The following is an 18,380-nucleotide window of genomic DNA, read 5'->3' as shown; positions in this document are numbered from 1 at the left end:
GTTGCACCATGGCGAGATCTGGGCCGATTTTCGCCCTAGCGCAACACTCGACGCCATACACGTCGCCTTAGCGCAACACTCGACGCCATAGCGCAACACGCTCGGGCCGGGTCGCCGGTCGGCGAGTCGCGTAGGGCCACGGCTGGTTTCGTTCCGGCACCGAACTCGCCCGGGCCTGCTTCAACTGCATCCGCAGGTGCTGCCGCAGCTCATGCAGCGCCGGATCGCTCCAGCGGTTCTCGGCTTCGATCGGGTCGGCGGTCAGGTCGTAAAGCTCCCACTGATCATCCAGCGGAGACGTCCGATACGCCTCTCCCCCAATGCCATTGGCCGCCAGATGGCGAACGCCCGGTTCGGTCCAGGTCCCCGGGTCGTCGAACGTGCGGACCAGCTTCCACAGATGCCCGGCACCGCCCGCATCGTCGACCCGGACCACCAGGCCTTCGAAATTCGACGCGGTATGAGCCGGTATCCGGATGCGCAGCGGCGCAGGCGGATTGACGGTTTGCTTCAGGCGGCGCGCCAGGCCCGAGGCGCCGCTGTCGCCCTCGAGCATGTTGTCGCGGGTCATCAGGTAGACGGCGCGGGTCTCGTCGGCGGGTGCGCCGTCGACGACCGGCATCAGATCCCGGCCCGGCAGCTCGTGCACCTCCGAGAACGACTCGGCCAGTGTGGCTGCCGCTTTCGCGACGTCGACACCTGCGGCTCCCAGCAGCGTCGGGACCAGGTCGACGTGCGATGTCGGCGCCGTGACCACCCGGGGCGCCGTCGTACGCGCACCGATGCGGGCGATGACGAAGGGAACGCGGGTGGCCTCGTCGTAGAGGTTGAACCATTTCTGATGCAGCCCGCCGTGCGCGCCCAGCAGATCGCCATGATCGGCGGTGCGCACCAAAACCGCGTCTTCCGAACCACCTTCGGTGACGGCGCGCCGGACGCGGTCGATCGGCCCATCCACCTCGGCGTGCAGGCGGTAGTACAGATCGCGGTAGCGCTGCGCGCCGCGCTGGTAGGTCCGGTCGATCGCGGGCGCCGGGCCGTAGCCCGAGTAGTAGGCCTCGCGGAAGGCGATTTGCGCGGCCGGCTTGGTCGACAGGTCTTCGTCGGCAGTGGGCGCCGGGGCGACCGGAGGCGGGTCCAGCGGCGACGGCTTGACCGGACCGCGGCGCGACCACAGCGGGAACAGCACGATGTCGTGCGGATTGACGAAGCTGGCCACCAACAGGAACGGACGCCGCGCGCCGGGGTCGCCGGCGCGACGGCGGGCGTAGCGGTCGGTGAGCCAGGCGACGACACGATCGGCGATCAGCGGATCGCGGCGAATGCCGGCATTGCCCAACAGCGCCCCGTGCGGCTCCGGGCCAACCCATCCGGAAAAGCCATACGGCCCAAGCGGATCCGCGTCGAGATAGCGCTGCACCGCGACCGGGTCGACGACGCCGTCGTCATTGTTGGTTGCCAGCGAACGGCCGGTGTCGGGATCGGTGAGATCCGCGTGCGAGATGTGCCACTTGCCGTCGTAGTGCGTGTCGTATCCCGCCGCGCGGAACCAGTTGCCTAGGGTGGGCACCTCGCCGCGGCGAAGCCAGCGCATCCGGGAATCGTCGGCCGTCTTCCCGATGCCGTCGGTCTGGGTGACACCGTGCAAGTCCGGGTATTGCCCGGTGAAGATGGTCGGACGGCTGGGCACGCAGGCCAGCGAGCCCGTGTAGTGGCGGCCGAAGCTGACGCCGTTATCGTCGAACCACTTGCGCCCCCGCAGTATTCGATCACGCCAGGCGAGCACGCCGGGCGTCTCGTAGGGCGGCACCGCACGTTCCTCGTCGGTCATCAGGATGACGATGTCGGGGCGATCAGACACGAGCATTCTCCAATCGGTTCGCGAGCCCGGCAAGCATCGAGTCGGATTGTCGTACCGCGACGCGACAGACCACGCGTTCGGCGAGCCGTTGAGGTGCGCGAGGCCCGATTTCGACCGTGCTGGTCAGTGTCACCGCGGTCGCGTCGCCTGAACTGGCCTCGAGCGTCCAGCGATTGGCCACCCGGCGCAGCAGCCGGGGCAGACCTTCGATGTCGTAGGCGAGCGCACGCGGCGGGTCGAACTCGGTGATGCACTCGACGAGGGTGTCGCGTTTGACTTGGACGCGCCGCGTCGTGCCGACGGGCGCTCCGTCGGGACCCGAAAACAGGATACATGAGTGGTCGACGTTGCCGGCCCACACACTGATGGCGCCGAAGTCGGCCAGCACATCCCAGACTTCTTGCACGCAAGCCGCAATGATACGAGTGCGCTGGATGTCGGCCACGCGCTTACGCTACGGGAAGAGCCTCGTTACAGCGGGCTGAGATGCAGCATCGTCTCGAGCGCCACCGAGGCGGCGCCCGCCGCGACAAATAGGCCCAGTGTCACCCAGTCCGCCGTTTTCGGCCGTGCCGGTGACGCGGCGAGCTGACCCGCCCCGCCTCGCGCGGTAATCGCGTCGCCCATCTCGTCGGCGCGCCGCAACGTCACGACCATGGCCGTCGCCAACAGGTCGATCAGCTCACGGCCCTGCTGCTTGCGCCGAGCCTTGCGGGTGCGCGGTGCGTCCCTGGGCCGTAATCGGCGGGCCGCGTAGAGCACCTGGAATTCCTCGATCAACATCGGAAAGGCACGCAACGCGAGCGCCAACGCCACCGCCCATTCGTCGACCGGGATGCGGAAGATCTTGAACGGGCGCCCCAAAGTTGCTAGTGCGGGCCCGATTTCGGCGACGTTGGTCGTCCAGGAAACAATCGCCCCGAGCGTGATCAGCAGGATGGTCAGCGCGGTCATCCGCAGGAAGTGCAACGATCCGCCCAGCGCGACATGAAGCCCGCCCACCCAAATCATCGGACTGCCGCCGGACAGCGCGGCGGTCACAAAGCCCAGCCCCATCACCAACCACAGCCAGCGTGGCACCGTAGGCAGGGCACCGCGCGGAATGTGAGCCAACCACACCGCGGCCACCGTCAGACCCCCGAGCAGCCCGATGGTCACCCAACCCGGATAGAAGGTCAGCAGCACCGCGGTGCCGACGACAACCAAGAGCTTGGTGCCGGCCCACAACTTGTGCATGACGGTGTTCCCGGGCACCGGAACCAACAGCACCACCGGACGCCGAGGGGATTTGGCCCGGCCCTTGTCGGCGGCCGGTGGGGCGGTCTCGCTCATGCCACACCCTCTGTCGTGGTCGGCACCGTTTCCAGCACACCGTCGCGTAAATGCAAGGTGCGCGGGCAGATCCCTTCCAGGCCGACGCTGTCGTGCGAAATGACCACCAACGTCAGACCCTGCTCACGACGCGAGCGGTCGAGCAGCGTCAGCAAGCCGCGCTGGCTGGCGACGTCCAATCCGGCCAACGGCTCGTCGAGAATCAGCGCGCGCGGTGAACGCGCCAACAGTCCGGCCAGTACCACGCGGCGCATCTGGCCACCGCTGAGCTGATCGATGCGCCGTGCGGCCAACGCGGGCTGGAGCCCGACCAAACCCAGTGCCGCGGCCACGCGGTCTTCGTCGCGATGCGAAAAGCCGGCCGCCGAAGCCACTTCCAGGTTGACGTGGCTGCGCATCAATTGCAGTCGGGCCGACTGGAATGCCAACGCCACCACGCCGACATGTTCGTGGGTGGGCTCGCCGTCGATCAGGCAGGAACCGGTGGTCGGGGTGGTCAACCCGGCCATGATCCACCCCAGCGTTGACTTGCCCGACCCGTTGTCGCCGTGGATCAAGACACCGTCGCCCTGCTCGGCGACAAAGTTGATGTCGCGCAGCGCGGTCTTGGCCCACGGTGTGCCACTGGCATATTCGTGCCCGACGCCGATCAGTTCGATCGCTCCCGCGTCGTGCCGCTGCGGTGCCGCGGGACTGGGCACCGGCGCGTCGGCGATCCCGACCGCGGCGGTGTTGTCCGAAGATTCGCTGAGATTGATCGTGCGGTCCGCGGACGCGGCCTCGTCGTCGAAGTGGGTTATGTGCACCAGGGCAGTCTGGTGCCGCTCGGCGAGGCCCGACATCACGCTCAGCAGCGCGTCGCGACCCTTCTGATCGATCATCGAGGTGACCTCGTCGGCAATCAGCAGTGTGGGCCCGCGGGCGAGTGCGGCGGCCAGGGCCAGACGCTGCAGCTGCCCGCCGGACAAACTCGAGGTGTCGCTTTCGGCGACTTCGTCGAGCCCGACCTCGCGCAGCAACCGGCTGACGTCGACCTTGGCCTCGGGGGGCAAGCCCCACACCACGTCGTCGGCGACCCGGGTGCCCAGCACTTGACTCTTCGGGTGCTGCAAGACCAGCGCGGTGCCGCCCAGCTCGCCCAAACCCACTGCGCCGGGCCGGTGCACGATTCCCGATGTGGGTTTGCGACCGGCCAGGATCAGCATCAGCGTCGTCTTGCCGGAGCCGTTGGCACCGGTGATCGCGACGTGTTCGGCGCCCCGGACTTCGAGGCTGACCTCGCGCAGGGCGTCTTTGGCGGCGTTGGGATAGCGGAACCGCACCCGGTCCAGCCGCACCGGCACCGGACCGATACCGGCGTCCTCGGGCACGTCGACGTCGGGTGGATCCAATTTGTGCACATCGGGGATGTCGCCCATCCGCTCCAGCAGACGCGACAACACCGACCACCCGATCAACGTCACCAGCACGACCACGAAAACCAGATACGGCAGCACCAACCACGGCCAGTACCGCAGCCCCTCGGCGACCCAGTGCTGCAGAGTCTCACCGACCCGCGGCAGATGTACCCAGCGCAGAAATGCGGCGACACCGTTGACGTTCGCGGTCAGCACCCCAAAGATCAACTGCCGCAACCGAGTTAGTACAGCGAACACCCCGACCCAGGCCGCGCCCCAGAGGAATCCGGCGACCAGGGACGCGGCGATGACCGTGGGCACGCCGCGGCCCTTGCGTTTGACGATTCCACATATCCCGCCGACCCAGGCGGCGTCGACGACCATCGCGGAACTGCCCATTCCGGAGATCAAGAAGGCGATGATCGTCGCGGCGACGGCCGAGGCGATCAGCACCCGGGGACGGAAGCGGTAGGCGAGCAACCCCATCGGCACGGCGCCGAGCACGCCCAGGCCCTGAGCGAACGGAATGACCGCGGCGATGATGGCGGTCACTGAGCAGAGCGCCCCCATCACCGCAGCCTGAGCTAATTCGTTCGGCTGCAGCGGTCCACTCGGACTGTGCCGAAGCGGGCGCGCGGTCACTTTCTCGATTGTGCCAGGCCTACTATCCATGCGCCGTGAGTTAACGGTTCGTTGCTGGGTCGTGCCGTTCTTCGGGGTGGAGGTGGCGGCGGTTGGTCTCGCATAGCAAAGCTATGCAAGCATGGACATATGGACAACGTCGTCGACACCGCAAACACCACACTTCAGCAGGGGCTGGGCGCGGATCTGCTCGCTGTGGTCGCGCGGCTGAACCGACTGGCGACGCAACGCATCCAGATGCCACTGCCGTCGGCACAGGCCAGACTGCTTGCGACTGTCGAGGCTCACGGAGAAGCGCGCATCGGCGACCTCGCCGCCGTCGACCACTGTTCGCAACCCACGATGACCACCCAGGTGCGCCGACTCGAGGACGCCGGCCTGGTTAGCCGAACCGTCGACCCGGGCGATGCCCGCGCGGTACGGATCCGCATCACGGCCGAAGGGCGGCGCACCCTGAACGCGGTTCGAGCCGACCGCGCCGCCGCGATCGAACCGCAGTTGGCGATGCTCGAGCCGGCAGACCGCGAGGTGCTCACCGAGGCAGTCCAGGTGTTGCGGCGGCTGCTCGACAACGCCGCGGCGACACCGCGGCGCAACACACTGTGACCGGCCCCCGCCTCTTGTCGGTGGATGTCCGCCGGCGGGTAGACACTTAGTCAGTGGCTTCCGCGTTCCCGGCCTCACCGCTCACCGTCTTCGTCGGCTCGACGAGGTATGTCTTCGCCCCGGGCCGCGACGTGATCGTCGCCTATGGGGACTGGTGCGACATCCCGCTGGACCGCCTGGGCTTCGCCGCGCCGCCGCCGCCGATTCCGCAGCCGGATCTGCTGCTTCGCTTTGCCGGAACACGCTGGGTTGCCATCGATAGAAGTCGCCACGGCATCTTCGTCGACGGGGCCCGGGTTCCGACGGTCGACATCCGTGACGGCCAGACGATTGCGCTTGGGGATCCGCAACACGGGCCACGACTGGTTTTCCGGCTTGGCGCGCCGCCCGCGCCGCCGGGTCCTCCGCCGGGTCCTCCGCGGCGCGCGCCTCATCCGCCGCCCGTGCAGCCACCCCCGCCTTCCGGACCACCGCTGCCAATGCCGCCCCCGATGCCGCAGCGGCCGCCGATGCCGCCGCACCAGCCGCCGCCTCCTGCGCCGAACCAGCCCCCGCCGCAGATCCCGACGCAGCGGGAAACCCAGCGCATGCGGATCGCGCCATCGCGAGAGCCGACGGTCGAGCGCACCGTCCCGCCGACGCCACTACCGCCAACGCCACTACCGCCGGCGGCGCCGATCGGGCCACCACCGATGCAACGGCCACCGCTGCCGCCATCCCCAATGCCGCCTCCGGTCGCGCCGCCGCCACCGTCTTACTCATCGCCGCAAGCGCAATCGCCCGCGCCACCGGCAGAGCAGTCCGTCGTTTCGGAGGAGCAGCCGAAAGGCCCCGGCCTGATCGAGCGGGTGACCGGCGCGACGCGAAAGCTGCGCGCAAGCGGCCCGGCCACGGCCACGGCCACCACGGCGTTCCCCGCCGAAGAGCCGAACACGACCTATCGGTTGCCGCTCGGGGCCGGCGCCCGCACGGTCGGCGTCAACGCCTACCGGCTGGGCCTGCGCGCCGACGGACACGAACTGCTCGCGGACGTGTCGTTCACGGCGCGTCCGGGCACGCTGACCGCGGTCACCGGTCCGTCGGCCGCCCGCAATTCGGCGCTGCTGGGGATGCTCGCCGGCACCCGGACGCCCAGCACCGGGCAGGTCACCGTCGACAGCCACGACGTGTACGCCGAACCCGAGTCCATGTGCACCCGCATCGGGATCGTCGGGCGCGGCGAACGAATTCACCGGCGGCTGAGTATCGAACGCGCCCTGAGCTACACCGCCGAGCTGCGACTGCCGCCGGACACCCCCCGCGAGCACCGCGACCGGGTAGTCGACCAGGTGCTCGACGAGCTGGACCTGACGCCGCACCGCACCACCCGGATCGGCAAGCTCTCGCCGGAACTGCGGCGATGCGCGTCGGTGGCGATCGAACTGATCACCCGACCAAGCCTGCTGGTGGTCGACGAGCCGGGCATCGGACTGGATCCGGCGCAGGAAGCTCACGTGATGACGGTGCTGCGACGTCAGGCCGACCTCGGCTGCGTTGTCGTGGTGGCCACCACATCGCCGGCCCGTCTCACCATCTGCGACCAGGTTCTGCTGCTTACGGCCGCCGGGACCACGGCGTTCGCCGGAGCGCCCGCCCAGATCGAGTCCGATCTGGGCACCGCCGACTGGTCCGAAGCCATCGAAAAGATAAGTGCCGACCCCGACGGCGCCCACCGCGCGTATTCCGGGCGGCAACAGGCACAGGCTCCGACGGAACCGCCCGAGGTCGCCGCACCCTGGCCGCTGCCGCCAACGCCCACCCGGACCCGGCAGGCCTGGTTGGTGGCGCGGCGGCAAGCGCGGCTGCTCCTCGCCGACCCGCTCTACACCGTGTTCTTGGTGGCGCTGCCGTTCGCGTTGGCAGGCTTGACGCTGCTGATTCCCGGCGACTCCGGCCTGGGTCGCCCCGACGCGACGAGCCGCAACCCGCATGAAGCCGTCGAGATCCTGGCCGCGCTGAACATCGCCGCCGTGCTGCTGGGCACCGCGCTGACCATTCGCGAACTGGTGGGCGAGCGGCGCGTCTTCCGGCGCGAGCAGGCCGTCGGGCTCTCGACGTCGGCGTATCTGGCGGCCAAGATCGTCTTCTCCAGCGTGGCCGCGGCCGCCCTGACCGCGATCGTGTTCGCCATCGTGATCGCCCAGAAGGGAGGGCCGGTGCGCGGCGCCGTCTTGCTGCAGAACGCCACCCTCGAGCTATATGTCAGCGTGGCGCTGACGGCCGTCGTCTCGGCGATCGTGGGTCTGGCGCTCTCCACGCTGGGCAAGTCGTTGCGCGAAGTTCTGCCACTGGCCGTGCCGGTGATCCTGGCCTCAGCGCTGTTCGCCGGCGGCCTGATCACGCTGGTGGGCACCTGGGGCTACGACCAGATCTCGTGGTTCGTCCCGGCACAGTGGGGTTTCGCGGCATCCGCCTCGACCGTCGACCTGCACCGGGTCGACGCGCAGGCCGCCGACATCCTGGTGTGGGCGCACTATGCGGGCTGGTGGATATTCGACGTGCTCGTGCTCGCCGGCTTCGGCGCGCTGTGGGCCGGGTTTGCCCGGTACCGGCTTCGGCCGCCCGCAGGTGAAATCCACCCGCGGCCGCTACATCGCGAACAGCAGGAACTGAGTGATCCCCCGCGGTGAGAAGTTGTTGTCGCTGACAAACACCACCGATTGACGTCCATCGACAAATTTCGGTCCCAGCGTGACGCCTTCGACGTTGCCCAGCAACGACAGGCCCGGGGTCGTGGTCATGTCGACTGCCAACGATTTGACCATTGGCGTCAGCGCGACGTCCGTCATCGACGGCATATCCAATATATCTGTGGCAGAAGCGATTTCAGCTCGATAGACACGGACGGTCTGCGGCATGGAATCGGTCCGCTCGATCACCAGGAACGTCGTATCCGTCAGCGCGACCAGATCCGAGACACCGTTTTCCTCGGCCGGCGGCGTGGGCGGCTCCATCGGATAGGCGTACTGCGCGACCGGCATTCCGCTGGCGATGTCAAATTTGGTGAACCGGGTCAGCACCTGGTGACCGTCGCCGGTCTCGGACCCGTCGTTGTAACCCGGATCCTCCATTGAGGCGAACACCGATCGGCCGTCGGGCGTCAACGTCACGCCCTCGAGCGCCCGGTTGCGCCGCGGTCCGGTCTGCTGCGCCGACACGGCCAGATTCGACGGCAAGGCGAACTGGCCGAAATAGGCGCCGTCGAGTCCCGCCGTCCTGACCCACGGGTCCAGCCGCACCGGGCCCTCGGTCAGCCGCTCACCTTCCGAACTCCAATACAACCGTTGCCGGCCGCGGTCGAAGGCGATGCCCTCCGGGTCGGGAGCAACGACCGGCGGCGTGGCGCTGAGCGCCAGCGGCGGAAAAGGCTGACCCGACTGCTCCAGCAGCGGGTGGGTACCGGTGAATGTCACCCCGTCAATTCCCTTGTCCGACAACGACAATTGCACCGTGTAGAACCGGGCCGGGTTCCTCTCCGAGCGGTCATCGCTGATCACGTAGTAGAGCTGGCGTCCCGGGTCGTAGCTGATCGCGGACAAGCTGCCGATCACCGTGTCGGCGAAGGTGGCGCCGAACGGGACCTGCACCTGACCGAGATAGGCCAGCACCGGCCACGGCGTGTTCGGCGGAGCCGAGGGCGCGCCGTGTCACAACCGGACAGCAACCAGGCAAGACACAACCCACACAATGCGAGCAACCGGACCGGCATCAAATGACCGCCGCCACGAACAGCCCCAGCAGGCGACGGCGATCTCACCGAACATCAGCTGCCGAGTCGCGGCCCACCACGCCGGTTTGCGCGTGTAGCGAGCGGTCAGGCCGCCGGCGATCAGCAGCCCGACCGCGCCGCACGCAGCCAGCCCCCGCTCACATCGGGATGGGTGTGCCCGACGTCGAGCGTCGGGTCCTGGACGGACTGTCGGTCCGGAACATGACGTCATCTAATCGCATCTGGCGGCGTCCGCAACGTCGATTCCATCGCCGCACGATCGACACCTGGGGATTGTTCCCGTGGAGCGAGCGGCACGTTACCGTCGGAATATGGCGCCAGACACGACAAACACTGCCGAACAGCTACGCAAGGCGTTGGACGGGCGCTGGCGCGACGTGAAGGACCGGATGCGCGACGCGATGAGCGAGGACCTGTTCCGCCCGCACTACACGCCGAACACGGTCATCGCGCGCACCAAGGTGGCCGAGCAGATGCGGATCATGGCGGCCTTCGGCGCCGCCGCCGACTCGTTCCGCAAGGAGCACGGCGGCACCGGCGACGTCGGTGCGGCGGTCACGATGATCGAGATGCTGGCGATGTCGGACCTATCGCTGATGGTCAAGGCCGGGGTGCAGTGGGGGCTGTTCGGCGGCGCCGTGGAGAACCTGGGCACCGAGCGCCACCACGAGACCTACGTGCCCAAGATCATCAGCCTCGAGCTGCGCGGTTGTTTCGCGATGACCGAAACCGGACACGGCAGCGACGTCCAGTCGCTAGAGACCACCGCGACCTACGACCCCGAGACCGAAGAGTTCGTCATCGATTCCCCCACACCGTCGTCCCGCAAGGACTACATCGGCGGTGCTGCCGAAACCGCAACCATGGCATCGGTTTTCGCGCAGCTTATCACCACCGAAGACGGCGAGCCGGTCAACCACGGCGTGCACTGCGTCTTGGTCCCGATCCGCGATGCCGACGGCAACGACCTACCCGGCGTGACGACGTCGGACTGCGACTACAAGGGCGGTCTGCCCGGGGTGGACAACGGCCGCATCATGTTCGACCACGTCCGGGTGCCGCGGGAAAACCTGTTGAACAAATACGGCGACGTCGCGACCGACGGCACCTACACTTCGCCGATCGACAACCCGGACCGGCGGTTCTTCACGATGCTCGGCACGCTGATCCGTGGCCGGATCACAGTCGGCGGCAGTGCGGGCTCCGCCGCCCGCGTCGCGTTGGATATCGCGACTCGATATGCGTTGCAGCGCAGGCAATTCAGTGCACCCGACGACGACGAGCATGAAGTGCTGATCATGGACTATCTGGTGCATCAACGGCGGCTGTTCCCGTTGATAGCCAAGTCCTACGCGCTGCAGTTCGCGCAGAACGAGCTGGTGGCCAAGTGTCACGACCTGCAGACGTCGGACTTCCCCGATGCCGAGGAACAGCGCGAGCTGGAATCGCGTGCCGCCGGCCTGAAGGCGGCCAACACCTGGCATGCCTCGAAAGCCATTCAGGAGGCCCGGGAAGCATGCGGCGGTGCCGGCTACATGGCCGAAAACCGGTTGATCGCACTGCGCGCCGACACCGACGTGTTCACCACCTTCGAGGGCGACAACCACGTGCTGACCCAGTTGGTGGCCAAGGAGCTGCTGACCGCCTACGCCGACGACATCAAGAGCATGAGCCCGGTCGACTGGGTGCGGTTCGCCGCCAATACCGTCGGCGAGCGGGTGATGAAACGCACTGCGGCCGAAGCGATTATGCAAAAGATCGTCGACGCCCGCCAGGATAGCGAAGAAGAGGGTAGCCTGTTCAACCGCGGCACCCAGGTCAACATGTTCGAAGCCCGCGAGGAGTACCTACTGTCCTCGGTGGCGCGCCGGCTACAGGGCAAGTCCAAGGAGATCTCGGCGTTCGACGCGTTCAACGCCGTGCAGGATCACGTGCTGCACGCCGCGAGTGCCCACATCGACCGGATCGTGCTGGAGGCGTTCGTGGCCGGCATCGACGCTTGCGAGAACACCGAAGCCCGTGAGCTTTTGGAGATCGTCTGCGACCTGTACGCGCTGACCGTGATCGAGGACGACAAGGCCTGGTACATCGAGCACGGCTACCTGTCCACCGGGCGAGCCAAGGCGGTCACCCGCGGGATCAACGATCGGTGCCGGGCCCTACGCCCGCATGCCAAGACGCTGGTCGACGGCTTCGGAATCCCGGCGTCGTTGCGCTACGCCGAGATGCTGCACCCGGAGAACCTGCCCGACGCCGACTGAACCCCCGGTTGGCTCAACCGGCTTCGAGCGCACCGACGCTGTTGTTCGCGGACGTACTCAGCGGTCGGCGCACATACCTGGCCCAAGTCAGCAGTGCGGCGCCGATGTAGACGAACAGGAAGATCCAGAATGCCGGCGTCATCGTGCCGGCGCTGATGTAGGACTGCCGCAACGCCACATTGATCCCGACACCGCCCAGCGACCCGACGCCGGCGACGAAACCGATCACGATGCCCGAGATCACGCGTGACCACTGACGCTGGTCGGTCTCGCTCACATCCAGGTTGCGGCCGCACGTCTCGAAAATCGTAGGGATCATCTTGTACACCGATCCATTGCCCAACCCGGCGAGGGTGAACAGGGCGATGAAGCAGGCCACGTAACCGGCCATCGCCAGGCCGCTGACCGGCCCCGCGTGCGGATCCTCGAGGGTGCCGACGGTGATCAGCATTCCGGCGGCCAAACCCATGCTGACGAAGACCGCACAGGTGACTCGGCCCCCGCCGAGCCGGTCGGCCAACCGGCCGCCGTAGATACGCGACAGCGCGGCGAGCAGTGGTCCGATGAAGGCCAGTTGGGCGGCGTGCAGCGACGCGGTGGAGGTGGATTGGCCGCCGGCCACGAAACTGGTCTGCAGCACCTGGGCGAATGCGAACGCAAATCCGATGAACGATCCGAAGGTGCCGAGATACAACAGCGAGAGCAGCCAGGTATCGCGAGTGGAGACCACCACCGCCAGGATGGACCGCAGCTTGCCCGGCTCCACCCGGTGCTGGGCGACGTTGTTCATGAACAACGTCGCGCCGATACCCGCAGTCGTCAACAGGATCAGATACAGGCCGCACACCCAGTACGGCTGCCGGTCGCCCGCGGCGGCGATGACTACCAGCCCGACGACCTGAATCATCGGCACCCCGAGATTGCCGATGCCCCCGGCGATCCCCAGCGCCGCGCCCTTGAGCCGGTGCGGGTAGAAGGAGTTGGCGTTGCTCGCCGAGGCCGCGAAGTTACCGCCACCCATGCCGGACAGGGCCGCGCACACGAGGTACGGCCACAACGGCAGCCCCGGATGAGCAAGCAGCACCATCGCGACGGTCACCGGGACCACCAGTACGAATGCCGAGAACATGGCCAGATTGCGGCCGCCGAAGATCGCGGTCGCCACGGCATACACCGGCCGCAGGCATGCCCCGACCAGGGTGGCGGTAATCCCGAGCAGCAACTTGTCCCCGGCGGAAAAGCCGTAGACCTCCCTGGGCATGAACAGTGCCATCACCGGCCACAGCGCCCATATCGCGTAACCCAGGTGCACGACTACCGCGGACCACAACAGGTTATTCCGCGCGACGGTCTTGCCGCCGGCCTCCCAGGCCTGCACATCTTCTGCGTCCCAATGCGAGAGGTGACGCGACCTACCCACTCGCGTGGCCATTCGTACTGGACGCGTCGTCGCGTTCGAGCACTGTAATCCCTTCGATACCAAGACCGAATCTCTCGGAATATCGGAACATAATGTGCGGTAAACCTATTGGTGCGGAATCTTGCCGAGTGCCTGCAACGCGCCGTCTGGCCCGATGTGGAACTTAACGGTGCCGATTCCCTTGGGACAACAGGGCTCTTCGTTGCCGGTCCGCCATTGATACTGAACCGTGACCGCATCGTCGCCGCCGGGCAGCACGGTGATGTACGGCTTGGGGTTTGGCGTCGGGGTGCCCAGCGGCCGGTTGTGGTCGAAGAACAGCAGCTGCTGAGGCGTCGACTCGCTGGCGATGGTCGGGATGACCTGCACCCAGTACAGCCGGCAATTCTTGGTGTGGCCACGTCCGATCTCGACCCAGCTCGAGCCGGGAACCTCGACGGGAACGGACGCGATCGCCTGCCGCACGGTCTCGGCACTCGGCCCGTCGGACTCCTTGCACGTATCCGCCCGCGACGCCGGCTGTGTCGTTGACTTTCCGCCGCAAGACGCGGCCAACAAAGCTAGAAGAATCACAATGTGACGTCGCACTTTATGAGCTTAGCGAAAACTGTGAATGTCCCATTTGTTTGGTCCGAAACCCCGTTCTGACAGGGAATTCGCAAGGGTCCGTGCGTAATCTGTCTGCAAGGCGCAGATCAATGCTGACCTGCGGTTACGTGCTCAGCCACGGGGTTTACAGAGACCTCACAAATGCATTCGGATCCGGTGAGATCAAGCCGTAAAACGGCGGAAACATCGGACGCCCGATGCCGAAACATCCATGTCGGACGATTTAGCGGATAGGCCCTTGCGCGCTCGGAAGGAGGGACTTAGGCGTGGCTGTGGAACACGGTCAGGATGCCGTGAACAGCATGTGCGCCTACTGCGGCGTGGGATGCGGCATGGTGTTGCAGGTCACAACCGATCCCGCGAGCGAGCGCCGTCACATTGCGAAATCTATTGGAAACAAAAGCCATCCGGCCAACTTCGGCCGCCTGTGCACCAAGGGCACGACCACCGCGGACATGCTGGCCGCACCGGGCCGGATGGATTCGGCTTACTGGCGCGCCGAGCGCGGCGAGGCCCTCGGGCAGATCGACATCGACGCCGCGATCACCCAGTCCGCCAAGCAGTTGCGGGCGATCATCGACGAGCACGGCCCAGACGCCTTCGCCCTGTACGTGTCTGGGCAGATGTCGCTGGAAGCTCAGTACCTCGCGAACAAGCTGACCAAGGGATTCATCGGCACCAACCAGATCGAGTCGAACTCCCGACTGTGCATGGCCAGCGCAGGTTCCGGTTACAAGCTGTCGCTGGGCGCGGACGGGCCGCCCGGTTCCTATCAGGATTTCGAAAAGGCCGATGTCTTCTTCGTCATCGGCGCGAATATGGCTGACTGCCACCCGATTCTGTTCCTGCGGATGATGGACCGCGTCAGGGCCGGTGCCAAGCTGATCGTCGTCGACCCGCGCCGCACCGCAACCGCGGAAAAGGCCGACCTCTTCCTGCAGATCTCTTCCGGCACCGACCTCGCCCTGCTGAACGGTCTGCTGCACCTGATCGTCGAAAACGGCCACACCGACCCGGAATTCATCGCCGAGTTCACCGAGGGCTGGGACGAGATGCCGAGCTTCCTCGAGCACTTCACGCCGGAGAAGGTCAGCAAGCTCACGGGCATTCCCGCGGACGACGTCCGTACCGCGGCACGCTGGATCGGCGAAGCCGAGAACTTCGTGACCTGCTGGACGATGGGTCTCAACCAGAGCACCCACGGCACCTGGAACACCAACGCAATCTGCAACCTGCACCTAGCAACCGGCGCGATCTGCAAGCCGGGCAGCGGCCCGTTCTCGCTCACCGGGCAGCCCAATGCGATGGGTGGGCGCGAAATGGGTTACATGGGACCGGGTTTGCCGGGCCAGCGCGTGGTGACCGCGGCCGCCGACCGTGACTTCGTCGAGGACCAGTGGGGCATCCCGCGCGGGTCGCTGCGCAGCGAGGTCGGCGCCGGCACCGTTGACATGTTCTCCCGCATGGCCAAGGGGGATATCAAGGCCTGCTGGATCATCTGCACCAATCCCGTTGCCAGCGTTGCTAATCGGAAGACGGTGCTGGCAGGGCTGGAAAGTGCCGAATTGGTGATCGTCCAGGACGCCTTCTTCGAGACCGAAACCAGCGGCTACGCCGACGTGTTGCTGCCCGCCGCCCTGTGGAGCGAGTCCGAGGGCGTGATGATCAACTCCGAGCGCAACATGACGCTGTTCCAGCCCGCCGTGCAGGCACCGGGCCAGGCGATGCCGGACTGGCAGATCATCGCCCGGATCGCGTGCGAAATGGGCTTCTCGGATTCCTTCAGCTACGACTCCGCCGAGGACGTGTTCGAGGAGATCAAGCGGTTCTGGAATCCCAGGACGGGCTACGACTTACGCGGCGCGAGTTACGACCGGCTGCGGCAGACCCCGCTACAGTGGCCATGCCCGCCCGACGGCGCCAATGACCGCAACCCGATTCGCTACCTGAACGACGGTGTCAGCCAGACGCGGCTGGTCCGCGAGGACGGCACCGTGCCGCGGTTGGCGTTCGCCACCCCGAGCGGTCGGGCGATGTTCTTCGCGCGGCCACACCTGTCGCCGGAGGAGATGCCGGACGACGACTACCCATTCCTGCTCAACACCGGGCGCCTGCCGCATCAGTGGCACACGATGACCAAGACCGGCAAGGTTGCCAAGCTCAACAAACTCAACTCGGGGCCGTTCGTCGAAATCCACCCCGACGACGCCGCACGGCACGATATCGCCGATGGCGATCGGGTCGAACTCGCCTCGCGCCGTGGCCGAGCCGTGCTGCCCGCCGTGGTCACCGACCGGGTCCGGCCGGGCAACTGCTTTGCGCCCTTCCACTGGAACGACGCGTTCGGCGAGTACCTGTCGATCAACGCGGTCACCAACGACGCCGTGGATCCGGTGTCCTTCCAGCCGGAGTTCAAGGCGTGTGCGGTCAGCGTCACCAAGATCGTCGTCGCCACAGCGGATTCCGACTCCGAGCCTTCGGCGGCCACCGGTGCTGCAGAACCCGCGCCCGTGGAGGTTGCCGAACTCAGCGGGTCACAGGTTGACGCCCTCGCCGAGATCCTTGGTGTGGCAAACGAACCGGTGCCGCAGTTTGGTCCGCTCGGCCGCACCTACCTGGCCGGGGTGCTGGCGGGGTTGCGCACGGAAGCCGGCCGCCGCACGGCCGGGATACCCACCCTGCCGCTCAACGCACCATTCGACATCAACACCCGGCTGTGGGTCGATGGCCTGCTCGCGGGCATGTTCTCCCGTACCGAGGCGCCCCCGTCGATGCCGGCCATCACGCCGGCCTCTCCCAACCACGCACCGCCCACGGCTCCCGGAGCCGAAGCTGAGCCCAAGCAGGCTCCGATTGTGGTGTTGTGGGCCTCGCAGACGGGCAATGCCGAAGAACTCGCCGCTAATTTCGCTGCCCGGCTGACAGATTCCGCGCTGTCGGCCGCATTGCACTGCATGGGCGAGTTCCCGGTGGCGGACCTGGCCAGCACGCGAGAACTGTTGGTGATCACCAGCACCACCGGTGACGGCGAACCGCCCGACAACGGCGCCGCCCTGTGGCGGGCGCTGGCCGATGACGGCGCGCCGCAGCTCAGCGGCACCCACTACGCGGTCCTGGCGCTAGGTGACTCCAACTACAACGACTTCTGCGGGTATGGCCGCAAGCTCGACGAGCGGCTCGCGGAGCTGGGTGCTACCTGCCTCGTCAGCCGGGTCGACTGCGAGCCCGATTACGAAGAGGCTGCCGCGGCATGGATGGGCGGCGTCATCGAGGCGCTGCGGCGCACACCCAGCCGCGTCGGCGCACCGAAATCGGCCGCCACCACGTCCGCTCCGCGTCCGGCGCCCCGTCCGGCGACGCCCGAGTACAGCAAGAAACGCCCTTTGGTCACCGACATGATCCGCAACACCACCCTCAGCGGCCCGAACTCCGCCAAAGACGTGCGGCAGATCGTCTTCGACCTTCCCTGCGAGGCCGCGAGTTACGAGGCGGGCGACGCGCTCGGCGTGTGGCCGCGCAACAGCGACCAGCTGGTCGACGAATGGCTGTCGGTCACCGGACTGAACGGGCAGACCCCGGTCGAGGTCGGTGAGCACGGCCTGATGTCGCTGCGCTCGGCGCTCACCGAGCGAATCGAGATAGCCAACATCAGCCGGGACCTGGTGCGCTTCGTGCAGGAGCGCACCTGAGACCCGAAACTCGCGGAGCTGATGCGGCCGGAAAACAAAGCCGCCCTGAGCAATTGGACCTGGGGCCGCCAGTCGGTCGACCTGCTGGCGCAGCTGCCGGTCTACGCATCGGCCCACGAGTGGTTGCGGGTCCTCAAACGCCTGCAGCCGCGGCTGTACTCGATCTCGTCGAGCCCCAAAGAGTGCCCGGGCGAAGCCCACCTGACGGTCTCGCCGGTGCGCTACAACTACCAAGGCGTCCCGCGCCGCGGGGTCTGTTCGACCTACCTTGCCGACCGCTCCCCCGGTGATCGAGTCGCGGTCTACCTGCAACCGTCGACCAATTTCCGGCCACCGCGTGAGTCGGACACGCCGATGATCATGATCGGCCCGGGTACCGGTATCGCGCCTTTCCGCGGCTTCCTGCAGGAGCGCCGCGCGCTCGGCCACACCGGGCCCAACTGGTTGTTCTTCGGCGAGCAGCACGCCGAGACCGACTACTACTACCGCGACGAGATCGAGAAGATGCACGCCGACGGCCTCCTCACCGAGCTGGACCTGGCGTTTTCCCGGGATCAGCAGGAGAAGGTCTACGTCCAGCACCTGATGCGCAAGCGCGGCGCCCAGCTGTGGAGCTGGCTGCAGGACGGCGCGCAGCTCTATGTCTGCGGCAGTGCCAACCCGATGGCCAAAGACGTCGACCGCGCGCTGTGCGAGATCGCGGCCGAGCACGGCAACCTGGACCTGGACGCGGCCGAGGAGTATGCCCAGTCGCTCAGCGCGGACAAGCGCTACCACCGCGACGTCTATTAAAA

Annotated in this window: 10 protein-coding genes and 2 pseudogenes; 4 read left to right on the top strand and 8 right to left on the bottom strand. The window is 67.0% G+C overall.

The annotated features are described in order from the left end of the window. Positions 1-67: 67 nt before the first annotated feature. The 4 genes from G6N54_RS28060 to G6N54_RS28045 are packed head-to-tail and all read right to left on the bottom strand — an operon-like array spanning position 68 to position 5,262. Complete coding sequence (locus tag G6N54_RS28060; protein WP_163793928.1) at positions 68-1,861, bottom strand: sulfatase-like hydrolase/transferase; 1,794 nt, start codon at positions 1,859-1,861, stop codon at positions 68-70. Next, complete coding sequence (locus G6N54_RS28055) at positions 1,854-2,306, bottom strand: SRPBCC family protein (RefSeq protein WP_163793926.1); 453 nt, start codon at positions 2,304-2,306, stop codon at positions 1,854-1,856. The genes G6N54_RS28060 and G6N54_RS28055 overlap by 8 nt, the downstream gene beginning before the upstream one ends. Positions 2,307-2,332: 26 nt before the next feature. Beyond that, positions 2,333-3,193: an energy-coupling factor transporter transmembrane component T family protein gene (locus tag G6N54_RS28050; RefSeq protein WP_163793924.1), complete on the bottom strand. Its 861-nt coding sequence runs from the start codon at positions 3,191-3,193 to the stop codon at positions 2,333-2,335. Next, positions 3,190-5,262, bottom strand: a complete 2,073-nt coding sequence (locus G6N54_RS28045; RefSeq protein ID WP_197939557.1) for an ABC transporter ATP-binding protein — start codon at positions 5,260-5,262, stop codon at positions 3,190-3,192. The genes G6N54_RS28050 and G6N54_RS28045 overlap by 4 nt, the downstream gene beginning before the upstream one ends. A gap of 99 nt (positions 5,263-5,361) precedes the next feature. On the opposite strand from G6N54_RS28045, the gene G6N54_RS28040 reads away from it, so the two are divergent. Next, positions 5,362-5,838, top strand: coding sequence for a MarR family winged helix-turn-helix transcriptional regulator (locus G6N54_RS28040; RefSeq protein ID WP_163793921.1), 477 nt, complete (start codon positions 5,362-5,364; stop codon positions 5,836-5,838). A 53-nt stretch (positions 5,839-5,891) separates the two neighbouring features. Beyond that, entirely contained in the window at positions 5,892-8,507 is a 2,616-nt protein-coding gene (locus G6N54_RS28035) for an ATP-binding cassette domain-containing protein (protein WP_163793919.1), read from the top strand. On the opposite strand, the gene G6N54_RS28030 is transcribed toward G6N54_RS28035, so the two are convergent. Then, complete coding sequence (locus tag G6N54_RS28030) at positions 8,466-9,485, bottom strand: esterase-like activity of phytase family protein (RefSeq protein ID WP_232073064.1); 1,020 nt, start codon at positions 9,483-9,485, stop codon at positions 8,466-8,468. The genes G6N54_RS28035 and G6N54_RS28030 overlap by 42 nt on opposite strands. A 39-nt stretch (positions 9,486-9,524) precedes the next feature. After that, positions 9,525-9,725 (bottom strand): annotated as a pseudogene (locus G6N54_RS31785) (hypothetical protein); the annotation flags it as partial. A gap of 193 nt (positions 9,726-9,918) precedes the next feature. Between G6N54_RS31785 and G6N54_RS28025 the strand changes: the two are divergent. Beyond that, entirely contained in the window at positions 9,919-11,868 is a 1,950-nt protein-coding gene (locus G6N54_RS28025) for an acyl-CoA dehydrogenase family protein (RefSeq protein WP_163793917.1), read from the top strand. A 13-nt stretch (positions 11,869-11,881) separates the two neighbouring features. On the opposite strand, the gene G6N54_RS28020 is transcribed toward G6N54_RS28025, so the two are convergent. After that, positions 11,882-13,300, bottom strand: coding sequence for a nitrate/nitrite transporter (locus G6N54_RS28020; protein ID WP_163793915.1), 1,419 nt, complete (start codon positions 13,298-13,300; stop codon positions 11,882-11,884). 93 nt (positions 13,301-13,393) lie between these two features. After that, entirely contained in the window at positions 13,394-13,846 is a 453-nt protein-coding gene (locus tag G6N54_RS28015; RefSeq protein ID WP_276056309.1) for an LppP/LprE family lipoprotein, read from the bottom strand. A 353-nt stretch (positions 13,847-14,199) separates the two neighbouring features. Between G6N54_RS28015 and G6N54_RS28010 the strand changes: the two are divergent. Continuing rightward, positions 14,200-18,378, top strand: a pseudogene (locus tag G6N54_RS28010) (molybdopterin-dependent oxidoreductase). Positions 18,379-18,380: the final 2 nt, after the last annotated feature.

This window comes from Mycobacterium stomatepiae, from assembly GCF_010731715.1.
GTDB classification, from domain to species: Bacteria; Actinomycetota; Actinomycetes; order Mycobacteriales; family Mycobacteriaceae; genus Mycobacterium; species Mycobacterium stomatepiae.
Note: the sequence above shows the minus strand (reverse complement) of the source record. Positions and strands in the feature narration are given on the sequence as shown.

Excerpts from the sequence above, each read along its gene's own strand:
- G6N54_RS28040 (WP_163793921.1), top strand. The coding sequence starts at position 5,362 with ATGGACAACGTCGTCGACACCGCAAACACCACACTTCAGCAGGGGCTG.
- G6N54_RS28045 (WP_197939557.1), bottom strand. The coding sequence starts at position 5,262 with ATGGATAGTAGGCCTGGCACAATCGAGAAAGTGACCGCGCGCCCGCTT.
- G6N54_RS28025 (WP_163793917.1), top strand. The coding sequence starts at position 9,919 with ATGGCGCCAGACACGACAAACACTGCCGAACAGCTACGCAAGGCGTTG.
- G6N54_RS28020 (WP_163793915.1), bottom strand. The coding sequence starts at position 13,300 with ATGGCCACGCGAGTGGGTAGGTCGCGTCACCTCTCGCATTGGGACGCA.
- G6N54_RS28050 (WP_163793924.1), bottom strand. The coding sequence starts at position 3,193 with ATGAGCGAGACCGCCCCACCGGCCGCCGACAAGGGCCGGGCCAAATCC.